The 18,763-nt window shown below is 53.5% G+C and carries 17 protein-coding genes and 1 pseudogene; 7 read left to right on the top strand and 11 right to left on the bottom strand.

Going from position 1 to position 18,763, the window contains the following annotated elements; translation table 11 throughout:
• Nucleotides 1–208: 208 nt before the first annotated feature.
• Nucleotides 209–4,894: a GAF domain-containing protein gene (locus AC16KF_RS00180; protein WP_484035253.1), complete on the bottom strand. Its 4,686-nt coding sequence runs from the start codon at nt 4,892–4,894 to the stop codon at nt 209–211.
• Nucleotides 4,895–4,978: 84 nt separating this feature from the next.
• On the opposite strand from AC16KF_RS00180, the gene AC16KF_RS00175 reads away from it, so the two are divergent.
• Nucleotides 4,979–5,791 (top strand): lipoate--protein ligase family protein, encoded by an 813-nt coding sequence (locus tag AC16KF_RS00175; protein ID WP_484035252.1) that lies wholly within the window; start codon nt 4,979–4,981, stop codon nt 5,789–5,791.
• On the opposite strand, the gene AC16KF_RS00170 is transcribed toward AC16KF_RS00175, so the two are convergent.
• Nucleotides 5,788–6,459, bottom strand: coding sequence for a DUF4230 domain-containing protein (locus tag AC16KF_RS00170; protein ID WP_484035251.1), 672 nt, complete (start codon nt 6,457–6,459; stop codon nt 5,788–5,790). The genes AC16KF_RS00175 and AC16KF_RS00170 overlap by 4 nt on opposite strands.
• 28 nt (nt 6,460–6,487) lie before the next feature.
• On the opposite strand from AC16KF_RS00170, the gene AC16KF_RS00165 reads away from it, so the two are divergent.
• Complete coding sequence (locus tag AC16KF_RS00165) at nt 6,488–7,510, top strand: phosphate/phosphite/phosphonate ABC transporter substrate-binding protein (RefSeq protein WP_484035250.1); 1,023 nt, start codon at nt 6,488–6,490, stop codon at nt 7,508–7,510.
• 2 nt (nt 7,511–7,512) lie between these two features.
• Here the strand turns inward: AC16KF_RS00165 and AC16KF_RS00160 are convergent, their stop codons facing one another.
• Together AC16KF_RS00160 and AC16KF_RS00155 are read right to left on the bottom strand one after the other, a co-directional pair.
• Complete coding sequence (locus tag AC16KF_RS00160; RefSeq protein WP_484035249.1) at nt 7,513–7,662, bottom strand: Flp family type IVb pilin; 150 nt, start codon at nt 7,660–7,662, stop codon at nt 7,513–7,515.
• Between the two features lie 150 nt (nt 7,663–7,812).
• Nucleotides 7,813–7,962, bottom strand: coding sequence for a Flp family type IVb pilin (locus AC16KF_RS00155; protein WP_484035248.1), 150 nt, complete (start codon nt 7,960–7,962; stop codon nt 7,813–7,815).
• A 181-nt stretch (nt 7,963–8,143) separates the two neighbouring features.
• Between AC16KF_RS00155 and AC16KF_RS00150 the strand changes: the two genes are divergently transcribed.
• The 4 genes and pseudogenes from AC16KF_RS00150 (at nt 8,144) to AC16KF_RS00135 (ending at nt 12,050) form a co-directional block, all read left to right on the top strand.
• Complete coding sequence (locus AC16KF_RS00150) at nt 8,144–8,800, top strand: SanA/YdcF family protein (protein ID WP_484035247.1); 657 nt, start codon at nt 8,144–8,146, stop codon at nt 8,798–8,800.
• Nucleotides 8,801–9,273: 473 nt separating this feature from the next.
• Nucleotides 9,274–9,534 carry a stage V sporulation protein S gene (locus tag AC16KF_RS00145; protein ID WP_484035246.1) on the top strand — a complete coding sequence of 87 codons (261 nt, stop codon included), beginning with the start codon at nt 9,274–9,276 and terminating at the stop codon, nt 9,532–9,534.
• A gap of 536 nt (nt 9,535–10,070) precedes the next feature.
• Nucleotides 10,071–11,084 (top strand): annotated as a pseudogene (locus tag AC16KF_RS00140) (lamin tail domain-containing protein); the annotation flags it as partial.
• Between the two features lie 249 nt (nt 11,085–11,333).
• Nucleotides 11,334–12,050: a lamin tail domain-containing protein gene (locus AC16KF_RS00135; protein WP_484035270.1), complete on the top strand. Its 717-nt coding sequence runs from the start codon at nt 11,334–11,336 to the stop codon at nt 12,048–12,050.
• Nucleotides 12,051–12,197: 147 nt separating this feature from the next.
• On the opposite strand, the gene AC16KF_RS00130 is transcribed toward AC16KF_RS00135, so the two are convergent.
• Both AC16KF_RS00130 and AC16KF_RS00125 read right to left on the bottom strand, forming a co-directional pair.
• Entirely contained in the window at nt 12,198–12,863 is a 666-nt protein-coding gene (locus tag AC16KF_RS00130) for a deoxynucleoside kinase (RefSeq protein WP_484035245.1), read from the bottom strand.
• 476 nt (nt 12,864–13,339) lie between these two features.
• The gene (locus AC16KF_RS00125) at nt 13,340–14,137 is read right to left on the bottom strand and encodes a DsbA family protein (protein ID WP_484035244.1); all 798 of its coding nucleotides are present in this window, start codon (nt 14,135–14,137) and stop codon (nt 13,340–13,342) included.
• Between the two features lie 97 nt (nt 14,138–14,234).
• On the opposite strand from AC16KF_RS00125, the gene AC16KF_RS00120 reads away from it, so the two are divergent.
• A complete protein-coding gene (locus AC16KF_RS00120) occupies nt 14,235–14,459 on the top strand; it encodes a hypothetical protein (protein ID WP_484035243.1) in 225 nt (74 codons plus the stop codon).
• A 44-nt stretch (nt 14,460–14,503) separates the two neighbouring features.
• Here AC16KF_RS00120 and AC16KF_RS00115 read toward each other — a convergent pair whose 3' ends face one another.
• From AC16KF_RS00115 to AC16KF_RS00095, 5 genes are all read right to left on the bottom strand, one after another.
• The gene (locus AC16KF_RS00115) at nt 14,504–15,184 is read right to left on the bottom strand and encodes a protein-methionine-sulfoxide reductase heme-binding subunit MsrQ (protein WP_484035242.1); all 681 of its coding nucleotides are present in this window, start codon (nt 15,182–15,184) and stop codon (nt 14,504–14,506) included.
• Nucleotides 15,185–15,336: 152 nt separating this feature from the next.
• A complete protein-coding gene (gene msrP / locus AC16KF_RS00110) occupies nt 15,337–16,293 on the bottom strand; it encodes a protein-methionine-sulfoxide reductase catalytic subunit MsrP (protein WP_484035241.1) in 957 nt (318 codons plus the stop codon).
• Between the two features lie 49 nt (nt 16,294–16,342).
• Complete coding sequence (locus AC16KF_RS00105; RefSeq protein ID WP_484035240.1) at nt 16,343–16,918, bottom strand: redoxin domain-containing protein; 576 nt, start codon at nt 16,916–16,918, stop codon at nt 16,343–16,345.
• A gap of 73 nt (nt 16,919–16,991) precedes the next feature.
• Entirely contained in the window at nt 16,992–18,230 is a 1,239-nt protein-coding gene (locus AC16KF_RS00100; RefSeq protein WP_484035239.1) for a sensor histidine kinase, read from the bottom strand.
• 1 nt (nt 18,231) lies between these two features.
• Nucleotides 18,232–18,756: a winged helix-turn-helix domain-containing protein gene (locus AC16KF_RS00095; RefSeq protein WP_484035269.1), complete on the bottom strand. Its 525-nt coding sequence runs from the start codon at nt 18,754–18,756 to the stop codon at nt 18,232–18,234.
• Nucleotides 18,757–18,763 lie beyond the last annotated feature (7 nt).

Genomic DNA, 18,763 nt, shown 5'->3' with positions numbered 1-18,763 from the left:
AGTTTTTAATATCCATGTGTTCCGTGAAATCCGCGTACAAAAGATCAAGGTTTAAGACCTGATTACCTTATACAATGTTTTTTGGACGCTGAAAAATGCTGATTTCGCTGATTCAACTCGTAGGAAGGCGCAGAAACGATTGACAAGCTTGGCGCCCCTCACGCCCTTCGTGGCACAAAGAGAAATGCGCGGCAGAGAGAGGCGGGATTTACTTCTCTTCCCCAACCAGGCGTAAAAAGACTTCCACCACCTTCGGGTCGAAATGCACGCCCGATAGCGATTTGATGTAACTCAGCGCTTTGGCTCGCTCCCAGGCCGGGCGATAGGGGCGGTCGGAGCAAAGCGCGTCCCATACATCTGCCACGGCAAAGATACGAGCCGCCAGCGGAATGGATTCTGCCTTCAACCCGCGGGGGTAACCCGAACCATCCCAGCGTTCGTGATGGCAATACGGAATATCCAGCGCGGGGCGCAAGTGTGGGATTGGATAGAGTAATCGTTGGGCATAGACCGGATGCTGTCGCATGATCTCCCACTCTTCGCCGGTCAAAACGTCGGGTTTGAGGAGAATACGGTCGGGAATGCCCATTTTGCCAATATCATGCAGAAGGGCGCCCCGGCGGATCTGCACACGATCCTTTTCACCAACTCCCATGGCTTCGGCAAGCGCCAAAGTGAGATTGGTCACGCGCTGGGTATGCCCCTCGGTCTCACGGTCACGCATATCTAACGCGGCAGACCATCCCTCAAGCGTGGATTCGTAGGCAATGCCCAATTCCATATTCGAGCGTTGGAGACTGCTGAAGAGGGAGGCGTTATCTATGGCAAGCGCCGCTTGAGCGGCGAGCGATTCGAGAAAATCCAACCATTCCCGGTCTGCTTCAATGTGGGATCGGTGAAGGATCTCCATCACGCCTTTCACATCGCCTTTTGCGATCAATGGCACGCCGTAATAACAGGAGAATCCTTCCAGCACATTCAACGGGTGATCTTTTCGGGACGCCAGATCATCCACCATGATCATCTCCCGTTTCAATACAGCCTGCCCGGCGAATCCCTCCCCAAGCCGCAACGATGTTTGCTTTAAGCCAGCCGTGCGAAAACCAGCCCCTTCCGCAAATTCCAGGGCATGAACAGCCTGATTAAGCATAAGAATACTCGCCGCATCGCAACCCAGGTGCGCCATCGCCTGGTTGACGATCGTTTGCAGGATTAGGTGCAAGTCGGCGCCGCTGGCGATGAACATGTCGATGGTGCGTAATACCCTGATACTATCGATTTGCCGTTTCAGTTGCTCGTAAGAGGACGCGCGCTGAATGGCATTTGCCGCCATATCGGCAATGTTCATCACGAGACGCACATCTTCCAAACGGAACACCGCCGCGCGGAAGATGTTCATTACGCCGATCATGCCAGCCGGTGTGCCCAACGGCACGCTGATGAAACTGCCCTTCTCTTTCCTCTCCGCGCTCCACTTCATCGACGCATCCTGTTGCAGATCGTCGATCACGCGAGGGGCTCCGCTTTCCATCACCTGGCGGCTTATGTCTGCGCTGGGCGGGTCTTTGGAGCCCAGACAACCTCTCCATTCTCCACCCGCCGCTTCAACCACAAGGGTGTCCGTTCCCGCGCGCCTGAGGATGAGCGCCGCGCCGCGCGCATCGAACTGCAACGAGACTTGATCGAGCACAACTTGTAAAATTTCGTCACGCGAGCCCGCCACGCGCAATGCCGCGCTGACCGATGCCAGGGCGGCCAGTTCATCCTCGCGGCGCCTGCGGTCGGTAATATCCGAAATGGCGCCGATCATGCGGATGGGTTTCCCGCTGGAGTCGCGCTCAATGTAACCACGGTCGATCACATACGCTGTCAATCCGTCGCTCCGGACAAATCGATATTCATCCTCCCAGATCGTCTCTTCATTCAGCAGAGCATTGTTCAAATTTTCCAAAACCCGTTGACTATCCTGCGGATGGATGTGATTTTCCCACCACAACGGATCCTGTTTCGACTCTTGCTTGCTGTACCCAAACAGAATCTGGAGATTCTCGCTCCAGGCTTTGTCGTTGGAAATGATATCCCATTCCCAGATAACGTCATTGGTGGCGCGCGCCGAAAGACGGTAACGCGCCTCGCTGGTCTGTAAGGCTTCCTCCGCCTGCTTGCGTTTGGTAATATCGTCGCAGACGATCAGAATCGCCCGTCCGCCGCCGACCGCCGAAATCATGCGGGAAGTTTCTGAAACCCAGATCACCTTGCCGCTTTGAGTCAGTGTGCGAAATTCCCGGGGCGCATTCTTCTCCGGGCGCGAGGCAAACTCTCTCAAAGTGTCCCAGACCACCGCCTGATCTTCAGCGTGGATGATGGAAAGGATGGGTTTTCCAATCAACTCCTCTTCCGAATATTCCAATTGCGCAGTCGCCGACTGATTCATGGCAAGGACTGTTCCATCCAAACTCAATGTAAATAGCATCAATGGATTGTTCTGATACAGCTCGCGATATTGCTCCTCGCTTTCCTTGAGAGCCATCTCTGCCTGCTTGCGCTCGATGGAAGACGCCACTTGGTTGGACACATAGCTCAAGATATCGAGGTCGCGCTGGGAGTAGCGAACGTTTTCATCGTACGCCTGCACCGCCATGACCCCGATCGTTTCATTGCGTATCTTCAACGGCACCCCCAGCCAATCTATGGATCTCGTGCCGTTGGGGATCAGGATACCGCGTTCCTCCAGCTCTTTCATAACTTCCGATTTCCCCAATAGAGGCTTGCTGTTTCGTATCACATAGGAAGTGGGACCTTTGCCCAACGGGGCGGGTTGCGGCGTTTCATCTTTCACATCCACATGGTACGGGAAACTCAAGAGATCTGCATCACGATCATAGAAAGCGATATAGAAATTCTCGGCGACCATCACGCCTTTCAATGCCTCATGGATCACGCCATAAAATTCATCCATACCGACATTCGAACTGGTCGCGTCACTGATGCGATAGATGGCGGCTTGAAGCGCCTCAGCCTGCTCGCGTTCGACGAGTTCCTGGCGGCTTAGGGCATACAGCCGGGCATTTTCATACGCAATGCATGCGAGTTGCGCAAAACGCGAGAGCAACTCGATATCATCCTGGCTGAAGCGCCGCCCCGCCTCCTGATACGTAACACCCAGCACACCCACCACTCTATCGCCGGAAATCAGGGGAACGCCCGCGATGGAATGAAAATTGATCGTTGAAAATTTGTCCGATCTGCCGAGCCAGGATTGATAATCCGGCACATGAATGGGTTGACCGGTCTGCCACACTTTTCCGGCAAGCCCTTCACCGGGCTTGAGTCGTTCGCCAGTTAATTCTTGCCCCTGTCCGATCGCCAGCACAAACGTCAATTCTGATTCATCCGGCGAGACAAGGTAAATATAACTGCTGGTTGCCTCGAACAATCTCTTTGCCTGGGTCAAAATCGCCTGAAGCACTTCTGACAGTTCGGTCTGCCGCACAATGGTAAGCGTCGCTTCCTGTAACGCCGTTAAGATGAGATTCTTTCGCCGTGTTTCCGCGTACAGGCGCGTGCGCTCGATGGCTTTTGCCACCTGTTCGGAAACGAATTCCAAGATCCGCAGTTCGCGCTCGGTGTATACATTTGCATCGTGATAATCTTGCAAGGCGATCACGCCGATCGTGCGTCCATCCACTTTTAGCGGCGCGCCGATCCAGATCGGAGATGGGAAGCCCACTAGCTCAACCTCTCCAAGGCGCGCCAATTCTTCAAAATCTTCCTGCGCGTTCATCACCGGCAAACCTGTGCGTAGAACATACTCGGTCATTCCACGACCCGGCTTGGACGCCGCCAGAGGCGGATCGTCGTCCATCTCGTCCACATAATATGGAAAACTCAACAGATCGTTCTCTTCATCGTATAAAGCGATAAAAAAATTTCGGGCGGGCATCACCTGCCCAATAGTCGAATGAACCAAACGATATAATTCATCCAAACTGGAGGCATGATTTGCCGCCTCGCTGATTTGATAGACCGCCGACTGTAACGACTCCGCGCGCTTGCGCTCGGAAATATCGTAAATGCAACTCAGGATGCAGTCCCTGCCTTCTAACACCGTTTTTTCAGACGAAAGCGACGCCCAAAACTCAGCCCCATTCGACCGTTTCAACAATACCTGATGATCGCGGAGCGATCCGCGTTCAGTAATCCCTTCCACCACGCGGAAACGGTCTTTCGGATTCACATAATATTCCGCCGCCTTACTGCCCACCAAATCGGAAAGCGACCTGCCAAATAAGTCTTCCGTGGCAGAGTTGGCGTACAGCACAACGCCATCATCGAGCGAATTCAACATCATCGGAATGGGGGACGATTCCAGGACAGTGAGCAAACGCGCTTCGCTTTCTCGTAACTCTTTTTCAATGCGCTTGAGTTCGGTGATATCCACCGAGATCCCCAGCACCGCGGGTTCATTCGCGTCGGAAAACAGGAAGGGGATTTTTGTCGTCGAAAGAATTCGAGGCGTTCCATCGTCGTCAAAGACCAACTCTTCCGGAATATGCTTTGGCTTTCCGGACCGAATCACATCCAGGTCTTGCAAGCGGAAACGCGCGCTGATTTCAGGCAACACGGGCAGATCTGCGTCGGTTTTGCCGATCAACTCATCCACAGAGCGCTGATACTTCTCAGCCATCGCCTTGTTAGCGAGAATGTATTTCCCCTCCGCGTCTTTTGCAAAAATAAAATGCGGGTCCAAGTCGATCAACTGGCGCACCCCTTCCTCATTGAGGTTAATTCTATTCCCCGCCGGCTTCTGCAACATCGTATCGGGCGCGTCTATGCGGCGCGAATCCGCCTCCCCCGCTTTCCGCTTCGTTCTTGCTTTACTTTCCTTTTTCATCGTTTGAAATTCCGAAATTAAGAAAGTCCTTCTCTTACTTTACCTCATTCCTCTCCCGCCGCGCCCGACTATTATAATATTGACATGACACTCTGGCGGCTTCTCATCACCCTTCCGGCAAGGGGAGCATGGAATATGGCGGCGGATGAAACCATCCTGCATCATGTCGGACGCGGCGATTCCCCTCCCACCTTACGGCTGTATGCCTGGACCCCGGCTTGTCTCTCGCTTGGGTACGCCCAGCCCTTCACAGACGTTGACACACAGCGACTGAAAGCGCAACACTGGGATGTGGTGCGACGCCTCACCGGCGGGAGGGCGATCCTCCACACCGACGAGTTGACCTATTCCGTTATCGCTCCCAACGATGAACCTCGAGTAGCGGGCACCGTGCTCGAAAGTTACAACCGCTTGGCGCAGGCGCTATTGCTCGCCGTGAAATCCCTGAATGTTGCTGTGGAAATGAAAGAGAAAAAAACGAACGATACGCCAGGCAACAACCCGGTCTGCTTTGAAGTTCCATCCACGTATGAGATCACAGTCAACGAAAAAAAGTTGATAGGTTCGGCGCAAGCCCGCAAAAAAGAAGGCGTTCTGCAACATGGCTCCCTGCCTCTGACCGGCGACCTGACGCGAATCTGCCGGGCGCTTGCTTTTGAGGATGAGGCGGCTCGTGAAAACGCATCCAGGCGATTGCTGGAGCGGGCGATCACGGTCGAAGCGGCGTTGGGGAGGAGAGTCGGTTGGGGCGAGGCGGCGCAGGCTTACATCCGCGCTTTTGAGGCGCAGTTGGGAATCCAATTCGAGGAGGGCAAGTTGTCCGAATCCGAATCCAACATGGCGGAGGAACTCGTCCGCGAGAAATACGATCACCCCTCGTGGACGGGACGAGTCTAGTTGGGGTTATCGAGGAAGATCGTATTCGGGAAACCGAGCGCGGCAAAAAATTTGAACAGGTAGGTCTCGGCGTTGATCTGCGCCTGATTGAGGATTCCATCTTCCAGCGCGGCTTTGAGGATCTCTTCCTCCGCCTTTTGCCGGACGAGGGTTTCGAGGTTTGGGTCGGGCTTGGTCAGCACGCCGGTCTGCCGGTCGTATACGTATGATTTTTCGTTATCGAGGGTGGCGATGAAAATTTCAGCCGGGGGCAGTTGTACAGAGAGCACTCCGTTTTCGTAGCGCATGTTTTCAGGCGCGAGTTTTTCCATGTCGACACCGGCGATGACGGTGCCGTGACCGACGAACAAAATTTTGTCGCCGAAAAATGTGGCGAACGTTCCTCCGCCAGTCTCGCCGGTGATCACTTTCTCCACGCTATACTGAATCGTTTCGAGCCGCGCCAACGCGCGAATCTCGTTGATGTAGGTGATCGGGTCGGGGATGATCGTCGGCGTGGGGTTCATCAGGTTCGCCATCTGCGTTTGCAAGGCGCGGTTCGCCTCGTTCACCTGCTCGAAAGGCTGGGTTGCGGTTTTGGCGCCTTCGCGCACGGTCTGCACGATCATGTATGCCGCAACTCCGATCACAATCAGAATCAGGATGGAGAGAAAATTGTTATTTTTCATGCCCATATTATAATCCCCCGGCAAACACATGAATCGGAATCCTTTTCCCCGGTTGATTTTCGCGGTCGCGTTTGTTCTGACTGTCGGCTGTAATTTGCCGCGCCTGGGCGCCGCCGAACCGACGCCAACCCCGGTTCTCGGCGTTGTCACTGAGACGCCCGCCCCGCCGCTTCCCTCCGCTGAACTTGGCTCGCCGGAAAACCCCTTAATCCTCGCCCTGCCGCCATCGACATCTTCGCAGGAGACGATCGACTCTGCGAACCTGATCGCCGCGCAATTCAAGGAACGCGCGGGGTACTCGGTGGTCACGGTCATCCCCGACTCGAAACTGGCGCTCGTGGAAGCCTTCCAAAAAGGGAATGCGCATATCGCGCTTCTCGATCCGTATGCGTATGCGCTGGCGTATCAAAACGAAACTGTCAAAGCCGCCTTTGCCGTTGTGAAGGATGAGAAAAGTCTGTATGGCGCGCAATTCCTTGCGCAACGCAGGGCTGGATTTACCCCGTTTTTCAACCCGGTGAGCGAATCGAACACGGACGATGACCCGGCGGTTGCCCTCGCCCAATTCAACGACCGGAAACCTTGTTGGAGCGATGAACGCTCGCTCTCCGGCTATGTCATTCCTTTCGGGTATTTGAAAACCAGCGGCATCAGCACCAAGCCCGCCGCCTTCGTGGAGGGACACCCGACCGTTGTGCGCTCGTTATATGCAAGCGGTATCTGCGAGTTTGGAGCCACCTACATCGATGCGCGGAAGTTCCCCTCGTTGGAAGACCAATTTCCCGACCTCATGGAGCAGGTGATCGTGATCTGGCGGATTCCCGAAATTATCCCGTATGATGTGTTTGTATTTTCTTCCAACTTGCCGCAACCGATGCGGGATTTATTTGCAAGTATCGTTCCCGTCATCATGCAAACCACAGATGGCAACTCCGCGTTCAAGGCGGTGTATGGGATCGACGAATTTCAGCAGGTGAATGACGGTTTTTATGCCGAGTTCCGCGCTCTCGTCGATGCGTCTGGGGTTAATCTGGCATCCGCGCTTAAGTGATGTTACGGCAGTGAATTGTTAATGGAGCTAAATGTGTCGCCGGTTTTCTCGCCGAACGCCCCAACAGCCACAATCACAAGAATAGCCACGAGAGCAATAATGATCGCATACTCCACAAGCCCCTGTCCTTTTTCTTTGAGCGAAAATAACATTTGAATTCCTTTCCGAGGCGCCCGCAGCCTCCTTGTCAAATATGACCCTGCGAGCATTGAGAATTGTTCAAATACGACGAACAGCCCCGTAGAATAGTTACAAAAAAGCCCCACCGTGCGGTGGGGCTTTTTTGTGCTCGTTTGAGCGGGTTACGGCAGGGAGTTATTGATGCTGGAGAAGGTATTGCCGATCTTGGGTCCAAGCAAAGTCATAACCGCAATCACGACGATAGCGACGAGAGCGATGATAATCGCGTACTCGACGAGGCCCTGGCCTTTTTCTTTGGGTGCGAACAACATGGTATTATTCCTTTCTAATAAATTGTTTGCCTGAGGCACATCCTCAGAACTTTTTACAGTATATCTGTTTCCATCAAAAATTCAAGACTTAAAAGGTTTCACTTCATTTACAGGTTTGTTAGTCTGTACAACAAAATTCACATGTAACATTTGAACGCAAAAAACGTCTGCAACCTTTACGATGAGAAAATTTACCAGCAAAAAATTTATATGGCGCGGCGCGTTATTTCTGGGGTTGATCGGCTTCTCAGGGTTGGTCTTGCCGCGCCTGGTGACAGCCGTCCATTCCATCAACCGCATTTACCAGAAAGAGAACGCGCCAAAAAAACAACTTGCCATTGTGTTTGGCGCCGGCTTGCGAAGGGATGGAACCCCCACCGCCATCTTGCGCGACAGGGTGGAAACCGCCGCCGAACTGTATTTTTCGGGCAAAGTGAAAAAGCTACTGATGAGCGGAGATAACCCTGTGTTGGACTATAACGAGCCCGAATCGATGCGCCAATACGCGCTTTCGCTTGGCGTTCCCGAAGAAGCGATCGCCCTGGATTATGCCGGCCGGCGCACCTACGATACCTGTTATCGGGCAAAAGAGATCTTTCAGGCAGACGATGTATTGCTCGTCACGCAAAAATTTCATTTACCGCGCGCCTTGTTTCTCTGCAATGCGCTGGGGGTGGAGGCTGTTGGGGTGGAGGCAAATACCCGCCGTTTTTGGAACTCATCGTTGATGATCTGGAATTTTCGAGAACTCCTCGCCACGGTGGGAGCGTTTCTAGACTTGTATGTTTCAGCGCCCGCTCCTGTGCTGGGAGAGCCTATTCCACTGTTCGTGGAGTGAACCAGTTCTGCCATATTTGGGGGATTCTCAGTTCGGACAGGTGTTGTCCAGACATCCGATTTGTGGATAAGTCGCCTCTTTTTGTGGATAAGTGGCAGGTCATGTGGAGAAGTAGGCTAGCCTTCTAGTTTGAGATCGAAACGGAACCCCCATATATGGGACGGGTGTGTACAAAACTTCCAATATATGGATTTGTGGGAAACTTTTCATTTTTTGGGGATGGAGTGTGGATAGATTTATCCCGATTCTTTCCACAAGTGCGGTGGCGTTGCCAGTGGCGATTCAGCCCCACTCGTGGAGGGAGGCGGAAGCGGTCATCCCACATATAGCGCAGATTCGCGCTCATCCACATCATCCACACCCCCTACTACTTTTACTAAATCATAATATTCTTATACTATATGCTTGAATCTCTTAAGCGAATCTTGTACAATCTTCACATCGGCCCCTCTTTACCCTTTGGGAGGTCCATCATGGACATGATCAAGGTTTCAGCCAGCTCCCGTACCTCTGCCGTTGCCGGGGCAATTGCGGGGGTGGTGCGCGAGTTCAAACGGGCGGAAGTGCAAGCGATTGGAGCCGGAGCAGTGAACCAGGCTGTGAAGGCGCTGGCTCTGGCTACCGGGTATTTGAAAAACGATAATATCCAGATTGTTTGCGTGCCGGAGTTTGCGGATGTGACGATCGACGACAAGGTGCGCACCGCCATCAAGTTTGTCGTTGAGCCGCGCTGAGAGAGTGTTGCTTAACTCTTCTTTGGGACACGGATGGCGCGGGTTTCACTAGACCCCTTGCGAAAGTCATTTTTGCCACAGAGAAAAAGAGCCTTTCTCAAAGGTCTCTGTGGACTCTGCGGCTAAGTTAGGGACACTTATGCAAGAGGTCAACTGAGTTTCACGGAAAACCCTATAAAAATCCGTGTTTTTCTGTGTGATCCGTCAAATTAGTGTCCTTAACTGATGTTACGCAGTTGAAGTGAGCCTGATCTCCGTAACGCGACATGAATGTCGCTCTTACTCAAGACCAACCTGAAAGGCGAGATCAATCTCGCCTTATGGCTTTGCCGCGTAAGGTGAGTACATCAGGACCTACGCGGTTGGCGGGCAGTTGTGCTGTCGCCGCCGCAGTGCAACTACGGCGTAACAAGTTCAACTGCGTAAGTCCTATACGTCAAGAAACGGTCTCTGAGCAACGCTGGCATTTCAAACGGGGTGGTTTATAATTCTCTAAAGACGATGTCACTTCACGGTCTTTGTTTCGTCTTGTACCCATGAAAAAGTCGAAGGTATTCTGGCGCAGTTTGTCTTTGGTGTTGTTGATCGCCGCGGTATGCGGAGGTTTGGTTGCGCCGGTCGTTCAGCCGGTGAGGGCGGCGCCGATGCAACAGGCGGCGACGACGATTATCATCAGTGAATTTAGAACGAGGGGGTCGGGCGGGGCAAATGATGAGTTTATCGAATTGTTCAATCCGACAGGTTCGCCTATCGATATTACCGGGTGGACAATAGGAAAATCCAGTGGGTGCGGTACTACGACAGAAATATTGGCGACAATTCCGAGCATTCCCTCTCCTGTTATTTTAAATTCTGGACAACATTACCTGCTTTCCGCTTTTTCCTATTCAGGAACTGTGCCACCCGATTATCGTCACAACAGCAACTGGGCGATCGATGATGACGGCGGGATCGCTATTTTTGATAGTAGTGCCACTCTGGTGGATCAAGTTGGTATGTGCAGTACCACTACATATGTTGACCCGATCAATTTAACTCCACTAACAAATAATGTGGATCAAGGATACGAGAGAATCCCCGATATTTCAGGGTATTGCGTTGACACAAACAATAACCTTGCAGATTTTATTCTTCGTGATAGCGATCCGCAAAACTTATCGAGCCCGGTTGCGCCATGCGGCAATCCTACTCCAACCCCGACCTTTACTTTAACTCCGACGTTCACTCCAACGAACACATCAACTCCAACGCTTACTCTTACTCCTACGAGAACTTCTACGCCCACGGTAACACTCACGTCGCCTCCGGTTGCCTTGAGTGTGGTGATTAGCGAGTTTCGAACTACAGGACCGAACGGTGGGAACGATGAATTTATTGAACTATTTAACCCAACAAGCGGACCGGTCCTAATTGGAGATTGGACATTAAGAAAATCGACAGGTTGTGGGGCTGGCACTTCCTTGGTTGCAACAATTAACTCTGGTGTGACCCTTAACCCCGGACATCATTATTTAATTGGAGGAGCTTCTTACAGCGGCACAGTTACTGCGAACCAGTCGTTTCCAGCGAGTCAAGGCATTGCGGATAATGGAGGCATTGCCCTGTTAAATGGATCGACTTTTATGGATCGCGCTGGAATGTGCTCTTCTACAACCTATTTTGAGACTTCCCCACTTATTCCTTTATCAACACAAACGGATCGAAGTTATGATCGTAAAGCCAATTCATCAGGACTCTGTATTGATTCAAATAATAATCTGGCAGATTTTTTTGCCCGAACTCCAAGCGATCCTCAGAATATGTCCAGCGCATTGACCTTATGCGGCAATCCAACCCCAACCCCGACAGCCCTCCCGAAAGCCACAGCAACCAAGACGGGCATACCGCCTCCCCCGCCTCCCCTCATTGCCATCAACGAATTCCTGCCGCGCCCCGGGCGCGATTGGAACAACGACGGTTTCGTCAATACTGGCGATGAATTCATCGAGATCATTAACCACGGCACGATCTCCGTCAACCTGAGCGGGTATACCCTGGACGATGAAGCGAACATCGGCTCGAAGCCGTTTGCGCTCCCCTCCATCACGCTGGCGCCAGGCGAACGGATCGTGTTCTACGGTAGCAAGACCGGCTTACTGTTAAGCGACGGCGGCGACGGGGTGCGCCTGCTCAAACCGAACGGTTCGCTGATGGATGCCTACAACTACTCCCTTGCCCGCTACCCCGACCAATCCTTCTGCCGCCTGCCCGATAACGGCGGGCTGGACGATTGGAACCGGACATGTTTCCCCACACCGGGGTTGAAGAATTCGTCAGGCGGCGCGCCGGGCGTTGGCTCAAGCGCGGATACTTCGTTCTGCCCGGTGGCAGATACCCTCCCTCTGGATTTTTATATCGCGGAATGTACGCCGTTCGGTAACAATATTTGGAGCCGCCCTTATTGGGACGATACCGGCTGGTTCGGTGAACAGCCCCTGCCAAACTACCCTGGCAAGTGGGAAATCTTTTTAGACTAAGGGTTCGTAAAAATATAAATTCCCTGTTGGGGATGCAGTTGCACTGCATCCCGCTCGCAGTGCAACTGCGCGCGAACAAAAACACGGGTAGTTATTAATTTACAGACCCTAAAAAGCGGCGGTCTCATTACGAGACCGCCGCGCTTGTTAATCCTGCGCCGCGTTTGCCACTTCCTCGGGTTCGAACACAACCTCCTCTTTGCCGGTCAACTTCTCATCCACTTTTTGGACGATGAGACGCAAATGCCCGGGGTGTGAGACAAAATCCAAATCGTCGGCGGGAACCGCAAGGATGGGGCACAGGGTGAAGTTGTCGATCCACGTTTCGTACAGGTTGTTAAGTCCGCGCAGATACTCGGCAGAAATGGTGCGCTCATAGTCGCGTCCGCGGTTCGAGATGCGCCCCAGCAACGTGGACACCGAAGCCCGCAGGTAGATCACCAGGTCGGGCGGCGGGAGGAAGCGCAGCATCGTCTCGTACAGATCGCGGTAAGTTTGATAATCGCGGTCTTGAATATGCCCCTGTAAATATAGGTTTTGCGCGAAGATCTCGGCATCTTCGTATACACTGCGGTCCTGGATCACCGCGCTGGGATGTTGCGAGAGTTGGAAGTGCGAGCGCAGGCGATGGGTGAGAAAAAAGACCTGCGAATGAAACGACCACGAATCCATGTTCGCATAAAAATCGGCGAGGTATGGGTTTTGGGTGACCGGCTCATAGAACGGCTCCCAGCCCATGCGCGAACAAAGCATCTGCACCAGCGTCGATTTTCCCACGCCAATATTCCCAGCCACCGCAACAAATTTTTTCACGGCATTCCTCCTCAAAATCGTGTTGTATTCGACTTAACCCAAAATAAAACTCTCTACCGACATTCCCTTTTTTTACCGCGAAGGACGCTAGGAACGCCAAGGTTTCACAGGTTTTCTTCGCGCTCTTCGCGGTTCAACTTTGTCGTTTGCGCGTTAGAAAAAATAGGCTCTCACGTTTTTAACGGGAAACCATTTTTCAAACACAAAGGACACGACGGTCACAAAGGAAAAACACAAAGAATCTAGGCTCTTTGTCCCCCTTTGTGTCGCTTCGACGAACTCAGCGCAAGACTTTGTGTCCTTCGTGGTGAGGCTCTTTCCCGTTGATTACGGGACACCCAAAAAATAAAAGAGACAGAACTTTCGTTTTTATTGCTCTAAGACGGACTGTGACCGTCGCTTCGCTGGTGCATATGGCGGTCACAGACCGCCTGTGAGCGAAAGCCCTAATAGATCTGCGTCCGGGAGAACCAGCCCTATTGCGGAAATTCGCCCGCCAACTCCTTGTCGATCACCTGCCTGAACACCTCGATGGGTTGCGCCCCGATCACCGCCAGCCCGTTGATGAAGAAGGTCGGCGTGGAGTTGACCCCCATGTTGATGGCGAAATCGCTGTCTTTCTGAATCATTGTCCGATACGTGCCAGCCTTCATACAAGCATCAAAGGAAGATGCGTTCAGGTTCAAATCGCTTGCATATTGGGTATACACACTGCTTCCCAACAGATCTCCGCTGAGCAGTTTATCGTGGAAACCCCAAAAAGCGTTTTGTTCATTGGCGCACAGGGCGGCTTCGGCGGCTGAGAACGCGTCGGGGTGAATGGACGTGAGTGGCAGGTTCCGATACACAAAGCGGATTTGCCCCTCGTATTCCGCGAGCAGGGGTTCGTACACTTCCGCGAACCAGCGCTTGCAAAACGGACATTGAAAATCGCTGAACTCGACGATGGTGATGGGCGCGTCTTCGGGACCAAAAGCGGGATACCCCTCGGTCGGGATATCGTAACGGATAACCTGCGGTTCCTCCGCCACTTGCGCCTGATTCGCCGCCTGAGGCGCGGTGCCAGCCTTTGCGAACAGGTCGGTTCCCCACACCGCGTACCCAGCCAGGAGACCGAAGAAAAACGTCAACACGCTGAGCGCGGCGTAAAAGTGACTCGCCTTGAACGTGATGGTGTTCTCGTCTAGCAAGGTGGTCGCAGGTTCGGCAACGGCGGTTTTGTTACCAGAAACAGGGATGGGCTGTTCTTCAGTGGTTGTAGATTTTCTAGGCATGGGCGGCATTATAAAACACGCCCGCCGATTTGTCATTTGCCACTTTTGTGGGGAAACCACGTAGATCGTTTTGCAAGTTTATTTTTCGGAGGTCGAAATGACAACTCACACAAAACACATCCCCTGGTATCTGTGGCCCTTTGCCGCCATCTGGAAACTGCTGGCGGTGATCGTCGAACTCACGGGGCGGCTCGTGGCGATGATCCTCGGCATCGTGCTGATGCTCGTCGGCGGCATCATCAGCCTGACCGTCATCGGCACCATCGTCGGCATTCCGCTGGCGGTTGTGGGGTTATTGCTGTTCCTCAAGGGGATGTTCTAGCGTACAGCAAAGTTCACTTTGCTTTTACTGCGAAGAAACTCGCTCTATGCAGTCGTCTCAGGCTGCGTTCCCCGCTTCCGCGCGAGAAGCAGGATGCGGCTGGGCAGGGAGGCGAGAAACCGTCGAATAGGCGGAATACGCATAACGAGCAGAATGACCGCGATCACCGTGTAGATCAACGGGCGGATAATCTCGCCTTGCAAGGCGAAGAAATCGCCTTTCTTACCCCACGCATAATGCAGTAACAACAGCGGGACGATGAAGTAGATGGTCTGGTGAATGCGTTTCCATCGTTTGCCGAGGCGTTTCTTCCAGATATCGAACGAGCTGGCGGCAAGCGGAATCAACAGGAGGAAACCGGCTAACCCTACAAGGATATACGGCTTCTCGATAATATTTTGAACGATAAAACTCCATGCCAAACCATAATCGAACATGAAGATGATGATATGGAGCGTGGCGTACATGAAGGCATACAACCCCAGCGCGCGACGGCGTTTAAGAAGTTCGGTCCATCGGAAGAGCGTGTTCAACGGCGTGCAAGCCAGCGACAGGATCAGCAAGGTAATGGCATGGCGTCCCGTGCGTTGCTCCAATTCCTGAATCGGGTTTGCCGAGAGATCGCCTGTGATGAGTTTGAACACAAGGATGACCAGCACAGACCACGCATAGATGTGTATGGCAATTTGAAGAGGGGTGTAACGTGAAAAGATTTTTTTCAACATAATGGTTTTTATAATACCGCGCGCTTGTCCCGGCATGCAAGCGCCAGGGAAGTTCGCCTTGTGCTCAGCCACAGAGTCCGCAGAGAACCTTGAGAATAACTCTTTTTCTCTGCGTTCTTTGCGGCGAAGACGACTTTCGCAAGAGGCTTAGTCTAATAATTTTCGATCAAATCCATGCCGGCGTACATCCCAGCCACTTGTTCGGCGTACCCATTGAACATCAGGGTGGGGCGGCGTTTCAATTCGCCGATGCGGCGTTCCGATGCCTGCGACCAGCGCGGGTGCGGGCGTTCCGGGTTCACATTCGAATAAAAGCCGTATTCTGTTGCTCCTACGCTGTTCCATAATGTGCTCGGTTGCTCCTCCACCAGTTCGATCTTTGTCACTGCCTTGATGGATTTGAACCCATACTTCCACGGCACAACAAGGCGGATCGGCGCCCCATTCTGATTGGGCATCGGCTCACCATATACCCCGGTGGCGAGGATGGTCAAGTCGTTCATGGCTTCGTCGAGGCGCAACCCCTCCTGATAGGGCCACGGGTAAAAAGGACTCGCTTGCCCCGGCAGGTCTTCCGGGCGGTAGACCGATTCAAAGCGAACATATTTTGCGTTTGAAGTCGGCGTCACTTCTTTCAAAATGGATGAAAGCGTGAACCCGCTCCACGGGATGACCATGCTCCACGCCTCCACGCAACGCAGGCGGTAAATGCGCTCCTCCTGGGTGAATTTGCCCAGCAAATCTTCGATGCCGTAGGTTTTGGGTTGCTTCACCAAGCCGTAGACTTCCACCGTCCATGGGTTGGTGTTGAAGTCTTTTGAAAGTGGAGCCACCGCCTCCTTATTGGCGCTGAACTCATAGTAATTATTATAGTTGGTGATGTCTTCGAAGGTGTTGGCAGGATCGCCTAATTCATCGAATTTGACTTCGACAGGCGGCGCTTCTTCCCCCGGGATGACTGTCGCGGCTACCGTGGGCGCGCACGCCGCTAGAAGCGCCGATCCGCTCAGGAAGCCCGCGGCTTTGAGGAATTCGCGCCGTGAAAGGTATTGCGAATGCGGCGTGATCTCGGATGATTGTACAGCAACGGATTTATAGTTGTCGTTCATAGTTCTCCTTGCTTTCCTTTCCTTGTGAAAGAAGAGGCTGGGTGGCGGATTAATACGTTTCTTCCAACAACGCGCGAATATTTTCCTCGGTCTCTTCGTAACGCCCTTCGCCAATGTGAACATAGCGGATGCGCCCTTGTTTATCGATCAAGTACAGCGCGGGCCAGTAGCGGTTCTTATACGCGCGCCATGTGACTCCATCATTGTCCTGCGAGATGGGATATTCGATCTCAAAATGCCGAACAGCGTCTCGCAAATTGGCAAGGTCGGTTTCGTAATCGAACTCTGGGTAGTGATTGCCGATGATGACAAGCCCCTGCGCGGCGTATTTCTCGTGCCACTCTTTGAGCGACGGCATCACGTTCTGGCAGTTGATACAGCCGAATGTCCACATTTCGACGATGACTACTTTGCCGCGCAAGTCGGCGAGGCGGAGCGGCGCGTCTGTGTTCAACCATGTGGTGTTTGTTAGTTCGGGAGCGGGACCTAGGTCGGGCAGGGATGCAAGTTTGGGCATGGGAGCATCGTCCACGGGCGAGTCAGCCGCGCTTTGCGAAAGAGGCGTTTGGGCGTTGGAGCATCCAACCAGAAGGAGGAATATCAGGCAGACGCGGAGTGATTTCATGGATCGTTGTCCTTGATGCCTGAAGTGTAGAAAAACTTCCTTACAAAAAGATTACGCCCCTCTGAAAAGTTTGTTAAGGAATGGTGAAGGTGAACAGCGTGCCCTTGCCCGGCTTACTCTCGACGCGGATCTCTCCGCCATGCGCCTGCACAATGCCGCGCGCGATTGCCAGCCCCAACCCGGCGCCCGTGCCGCGACTGCGCGAACGAGCCGCATCGCCGCGATAAAAACTTTCGAACACGTGCGGCAGGTCTTCCTCGCGGATGCCCTCGCCTGTGTCGCTGACGGTCACCTCGATGCCCTTGCCGGTGCGATGCGCCCACACGCTCACCCTGCCCTGATCGGGTGTGTGCCGCAGGGCGTTACCGATGAGGTTGTTGAGCGCGCGCCCGATGGCTTGCGTATCCATGTTGACCGGGTCCACGTTGTATTCCACGTTGCCTTCGAGTTTGATCTCGCGTTGTTTGGCGGGTTCGGTAAAACTTTCGAGCGTGTCCGAAACGAGGTCGCTGAGCGAGGCGTTTTGGCGGTCGAGCGGAAAGCCCCCCGTATCGAGTTGCGCCATTTGGAAGAGATCGTCGATCAACGCGGAAAGTGAGTTCACGTCGCGTTGGGCGGTGCGTAAATATCGGCTGGCGGTTTCGGGGTCTTCCACCACGCCGTCAGATAACGCCTCCAAAATGGCGCGCACCGAGGTGAGCGGAGTTTGCAAATCGTGACCCACCCAGGCGATCAGATCGCGGCGCATGTGTTCGAGTTCGCGTTGCTTGCTATCGCTTTCCTGTAACTGTTCCGCCATCTGATTGAAGGTTTTTGCCAACCCCGCCACTTCGTCATGACCCTGCACAGGCACGCGCGTGTTCAGTTCGCCATGCGCGATATTTTCCGCCGCATTTTTGAGCAGATGAATGCGCTGTGTGATCGTGCCGGAGAGAAAATACCCAAGCACGGTTGCCATGCCGCCGGCAAACACCAATAAAACAATGGCAAGCAATAGATCGTGCTGGCTCGAGAACATCATCTGCGCCGAGAACCACACATTGAAGAACGTGAGAACGCTGGCGAGGATATACCCGCCCAGCAACGTCCAACGCAGGGTCGGCGACATGTGGATCCAACCGAGGGAATACGCAAGATAACCGATGACTGCCGAAACCAATGCTGTGAGGCTAAGATATAACGCCAGATTGGCGATATCCTGCATCGGCGGGAACATCACCAGCGTAAAGATGCCCAGCGTGATCGCAACGATGACCGCCGCGCCGAGAATCAATTGAAACACAAAAGGAGCACGCGAAAAAAATTTTTTCATCTTACGGTTCAAATTTATAGCCGACGCCCCACACCGTAATCAACCGCGCGGGCTTCGAAGGGTCGAGTTCGATCTTTTCGCGCACGCGGCGCACATGCACGGTCACAGTGCCCGGATCGATGTATTGCGCCCCGCCCCACACGCGCTCGAGTAACTGATCGCGTGTGAACACCTGTTTCGGGTGGCGCATCAACAAATAAAGCATGTCGAATTCCTTCGCCGTCAATTCTACATCGGAGTCGCGCGCTTTGACCACCCGACTGCGCGGGTCGATGGATAGATCAGGGAAGGATATCGCCCGGTCGTTCCCCTCCTCCGCCTGCTCCCGCGCCCCGCGCCGCATCACCGCCCGCACCCGGCTCACCAGCTCCTGCGGGCTGAACGGCTTGACCACGTAATCGTCGGCGCCCATCTCCAGCCCGAGGACCTTGTCCACTTCGGTACCCTTGGCGGTGACGATGAGTATCGGCAGATGCGAGGTGTCGCGCTCCGAGCGCATCTGGCGGCAGACCTGCAGCCCCGGCATCCCGGGC

Source organism: Candidatus Defluviilinea gracilis (genome assembly GCF_057138825.1).
Note: the sequence above shows the minus strand (reverse complement) of the source record. Positions and strands in the feature narration are given on the sequence as shown.

Bases quoted from the DNA above. Each gene is read 5' to 3' on its own strand.
- AC16KF_RS00180 (WP_484035253.1), bottom strand. From the start codon at position 4,894: ATGAAAAAGGAAAGTAAAGCAAGAACGAAGCGGAAAGCGGGGGAGGCG.
- AC16KF_RS00175 (WP_484035252.1), top strand. From the start codon at position 4,979: ATGACACTCTGGCGGCTTCTCATCACCCTTCCGGCAAGGGGAGCATGG.
- AC16KF_RS00170 (WP_484035251.1), bottom strand. From the start codon at position 6,459: ATGAAAAATAACAATTTTCTCTCCATCCTGATTCTGATTGTGATCGGA.
- AC16KF_RS00165 (WP_484035250.1), top strand. From the start codon at position 6,488: ATGAATCGGAATCCTTTTCCCCGGTTGATTTTCGCGGTCGCGTTTGTT.
- AC16KF_RS00160 (WP_484035249.1), bottom strand. From the start codon at position 7,662: ATGTTATTTTCGCTCAAAGAAAAAGGACAGGGGCTTGTGGAGTATGCG.
- AC16KF_RS00155 (WP_484035248.1), bottom strand. From the start codon at position 7,962: ATGTTGTTCGCACCCAAAGAAAAAGGCCAGGGCCTCGTCGAGTACGCG.
- AC16KF_RS00150 (WP_484035247.1), top strand. From the start codon at position 8,144: ATGAGAAAATTTACCAGCAAAAAATTTATATGGCGCGGCGCGTTATTT.
- AC16KF_RS00145 (WP_484035246.1), top strand. From the start codon at position 9,274: ATGGACATGATCAAGGTTTCAGCCAGCTCCCGTACCTCTGCCGTTGCC.
- AC16KF_RS00135 (WP_484035270.1), top strand. From the start codon at position 11,334: ATGTCCAGCGCATTGACCTTATGCGGCAATCCAACCCCAACCCCGACA.
- AC16KF_RS00125 (WP_484035244.1), bottom strand. From the start codon at position 14,137: ATGCCTAGAAAATCTACAACCACTGAAGAACAGCCCATCCCTGTTTCT.
- AC16KF_RS00120 (WP_484035243.1), top strand. From the start codon at position 14,235: ATGACAACTCACACAAAACACATCCCCTGGTATCTGTGGCCCTTTGCC.
- AC16KF_RS00115 (WP_484035242.1), bottom strand. From the start codon at position 15,184: ATGTTGAAAAAAATCTTTTCACGTTACACCCCTCTTCAAATTGCCATA.
- msrP (WP_484035241.1), bottom strand. From the start codon at position 16,293: ATGAACGACAACTATAAATCCGTTGCTGTACAATCATCCGAGATCACG.
- AC16KF_RS00105 (WP_484035240.1), bottom strand. From the start codon at position 16,918: ATGAAATCACTCCGCGTCTGCCTGATATTCCTCCTTCTGGTTGGATGC.
- AC16KF_RS00100 (WP_484035239.1), bottom strand. From the start codon at position 18,230: ATGAAAAAATTTTTTTCGCGTGCTCCTTTTGTGTTTCAATTGATTCTC.
- AC16KF_RS00095 (WP_484035269.1), bottom strand. From the start codon at position 18,756: ATGCCGGGGCTGCAGGTCTGCCGCCAGATGCGCTCGGAGCGCGACACC.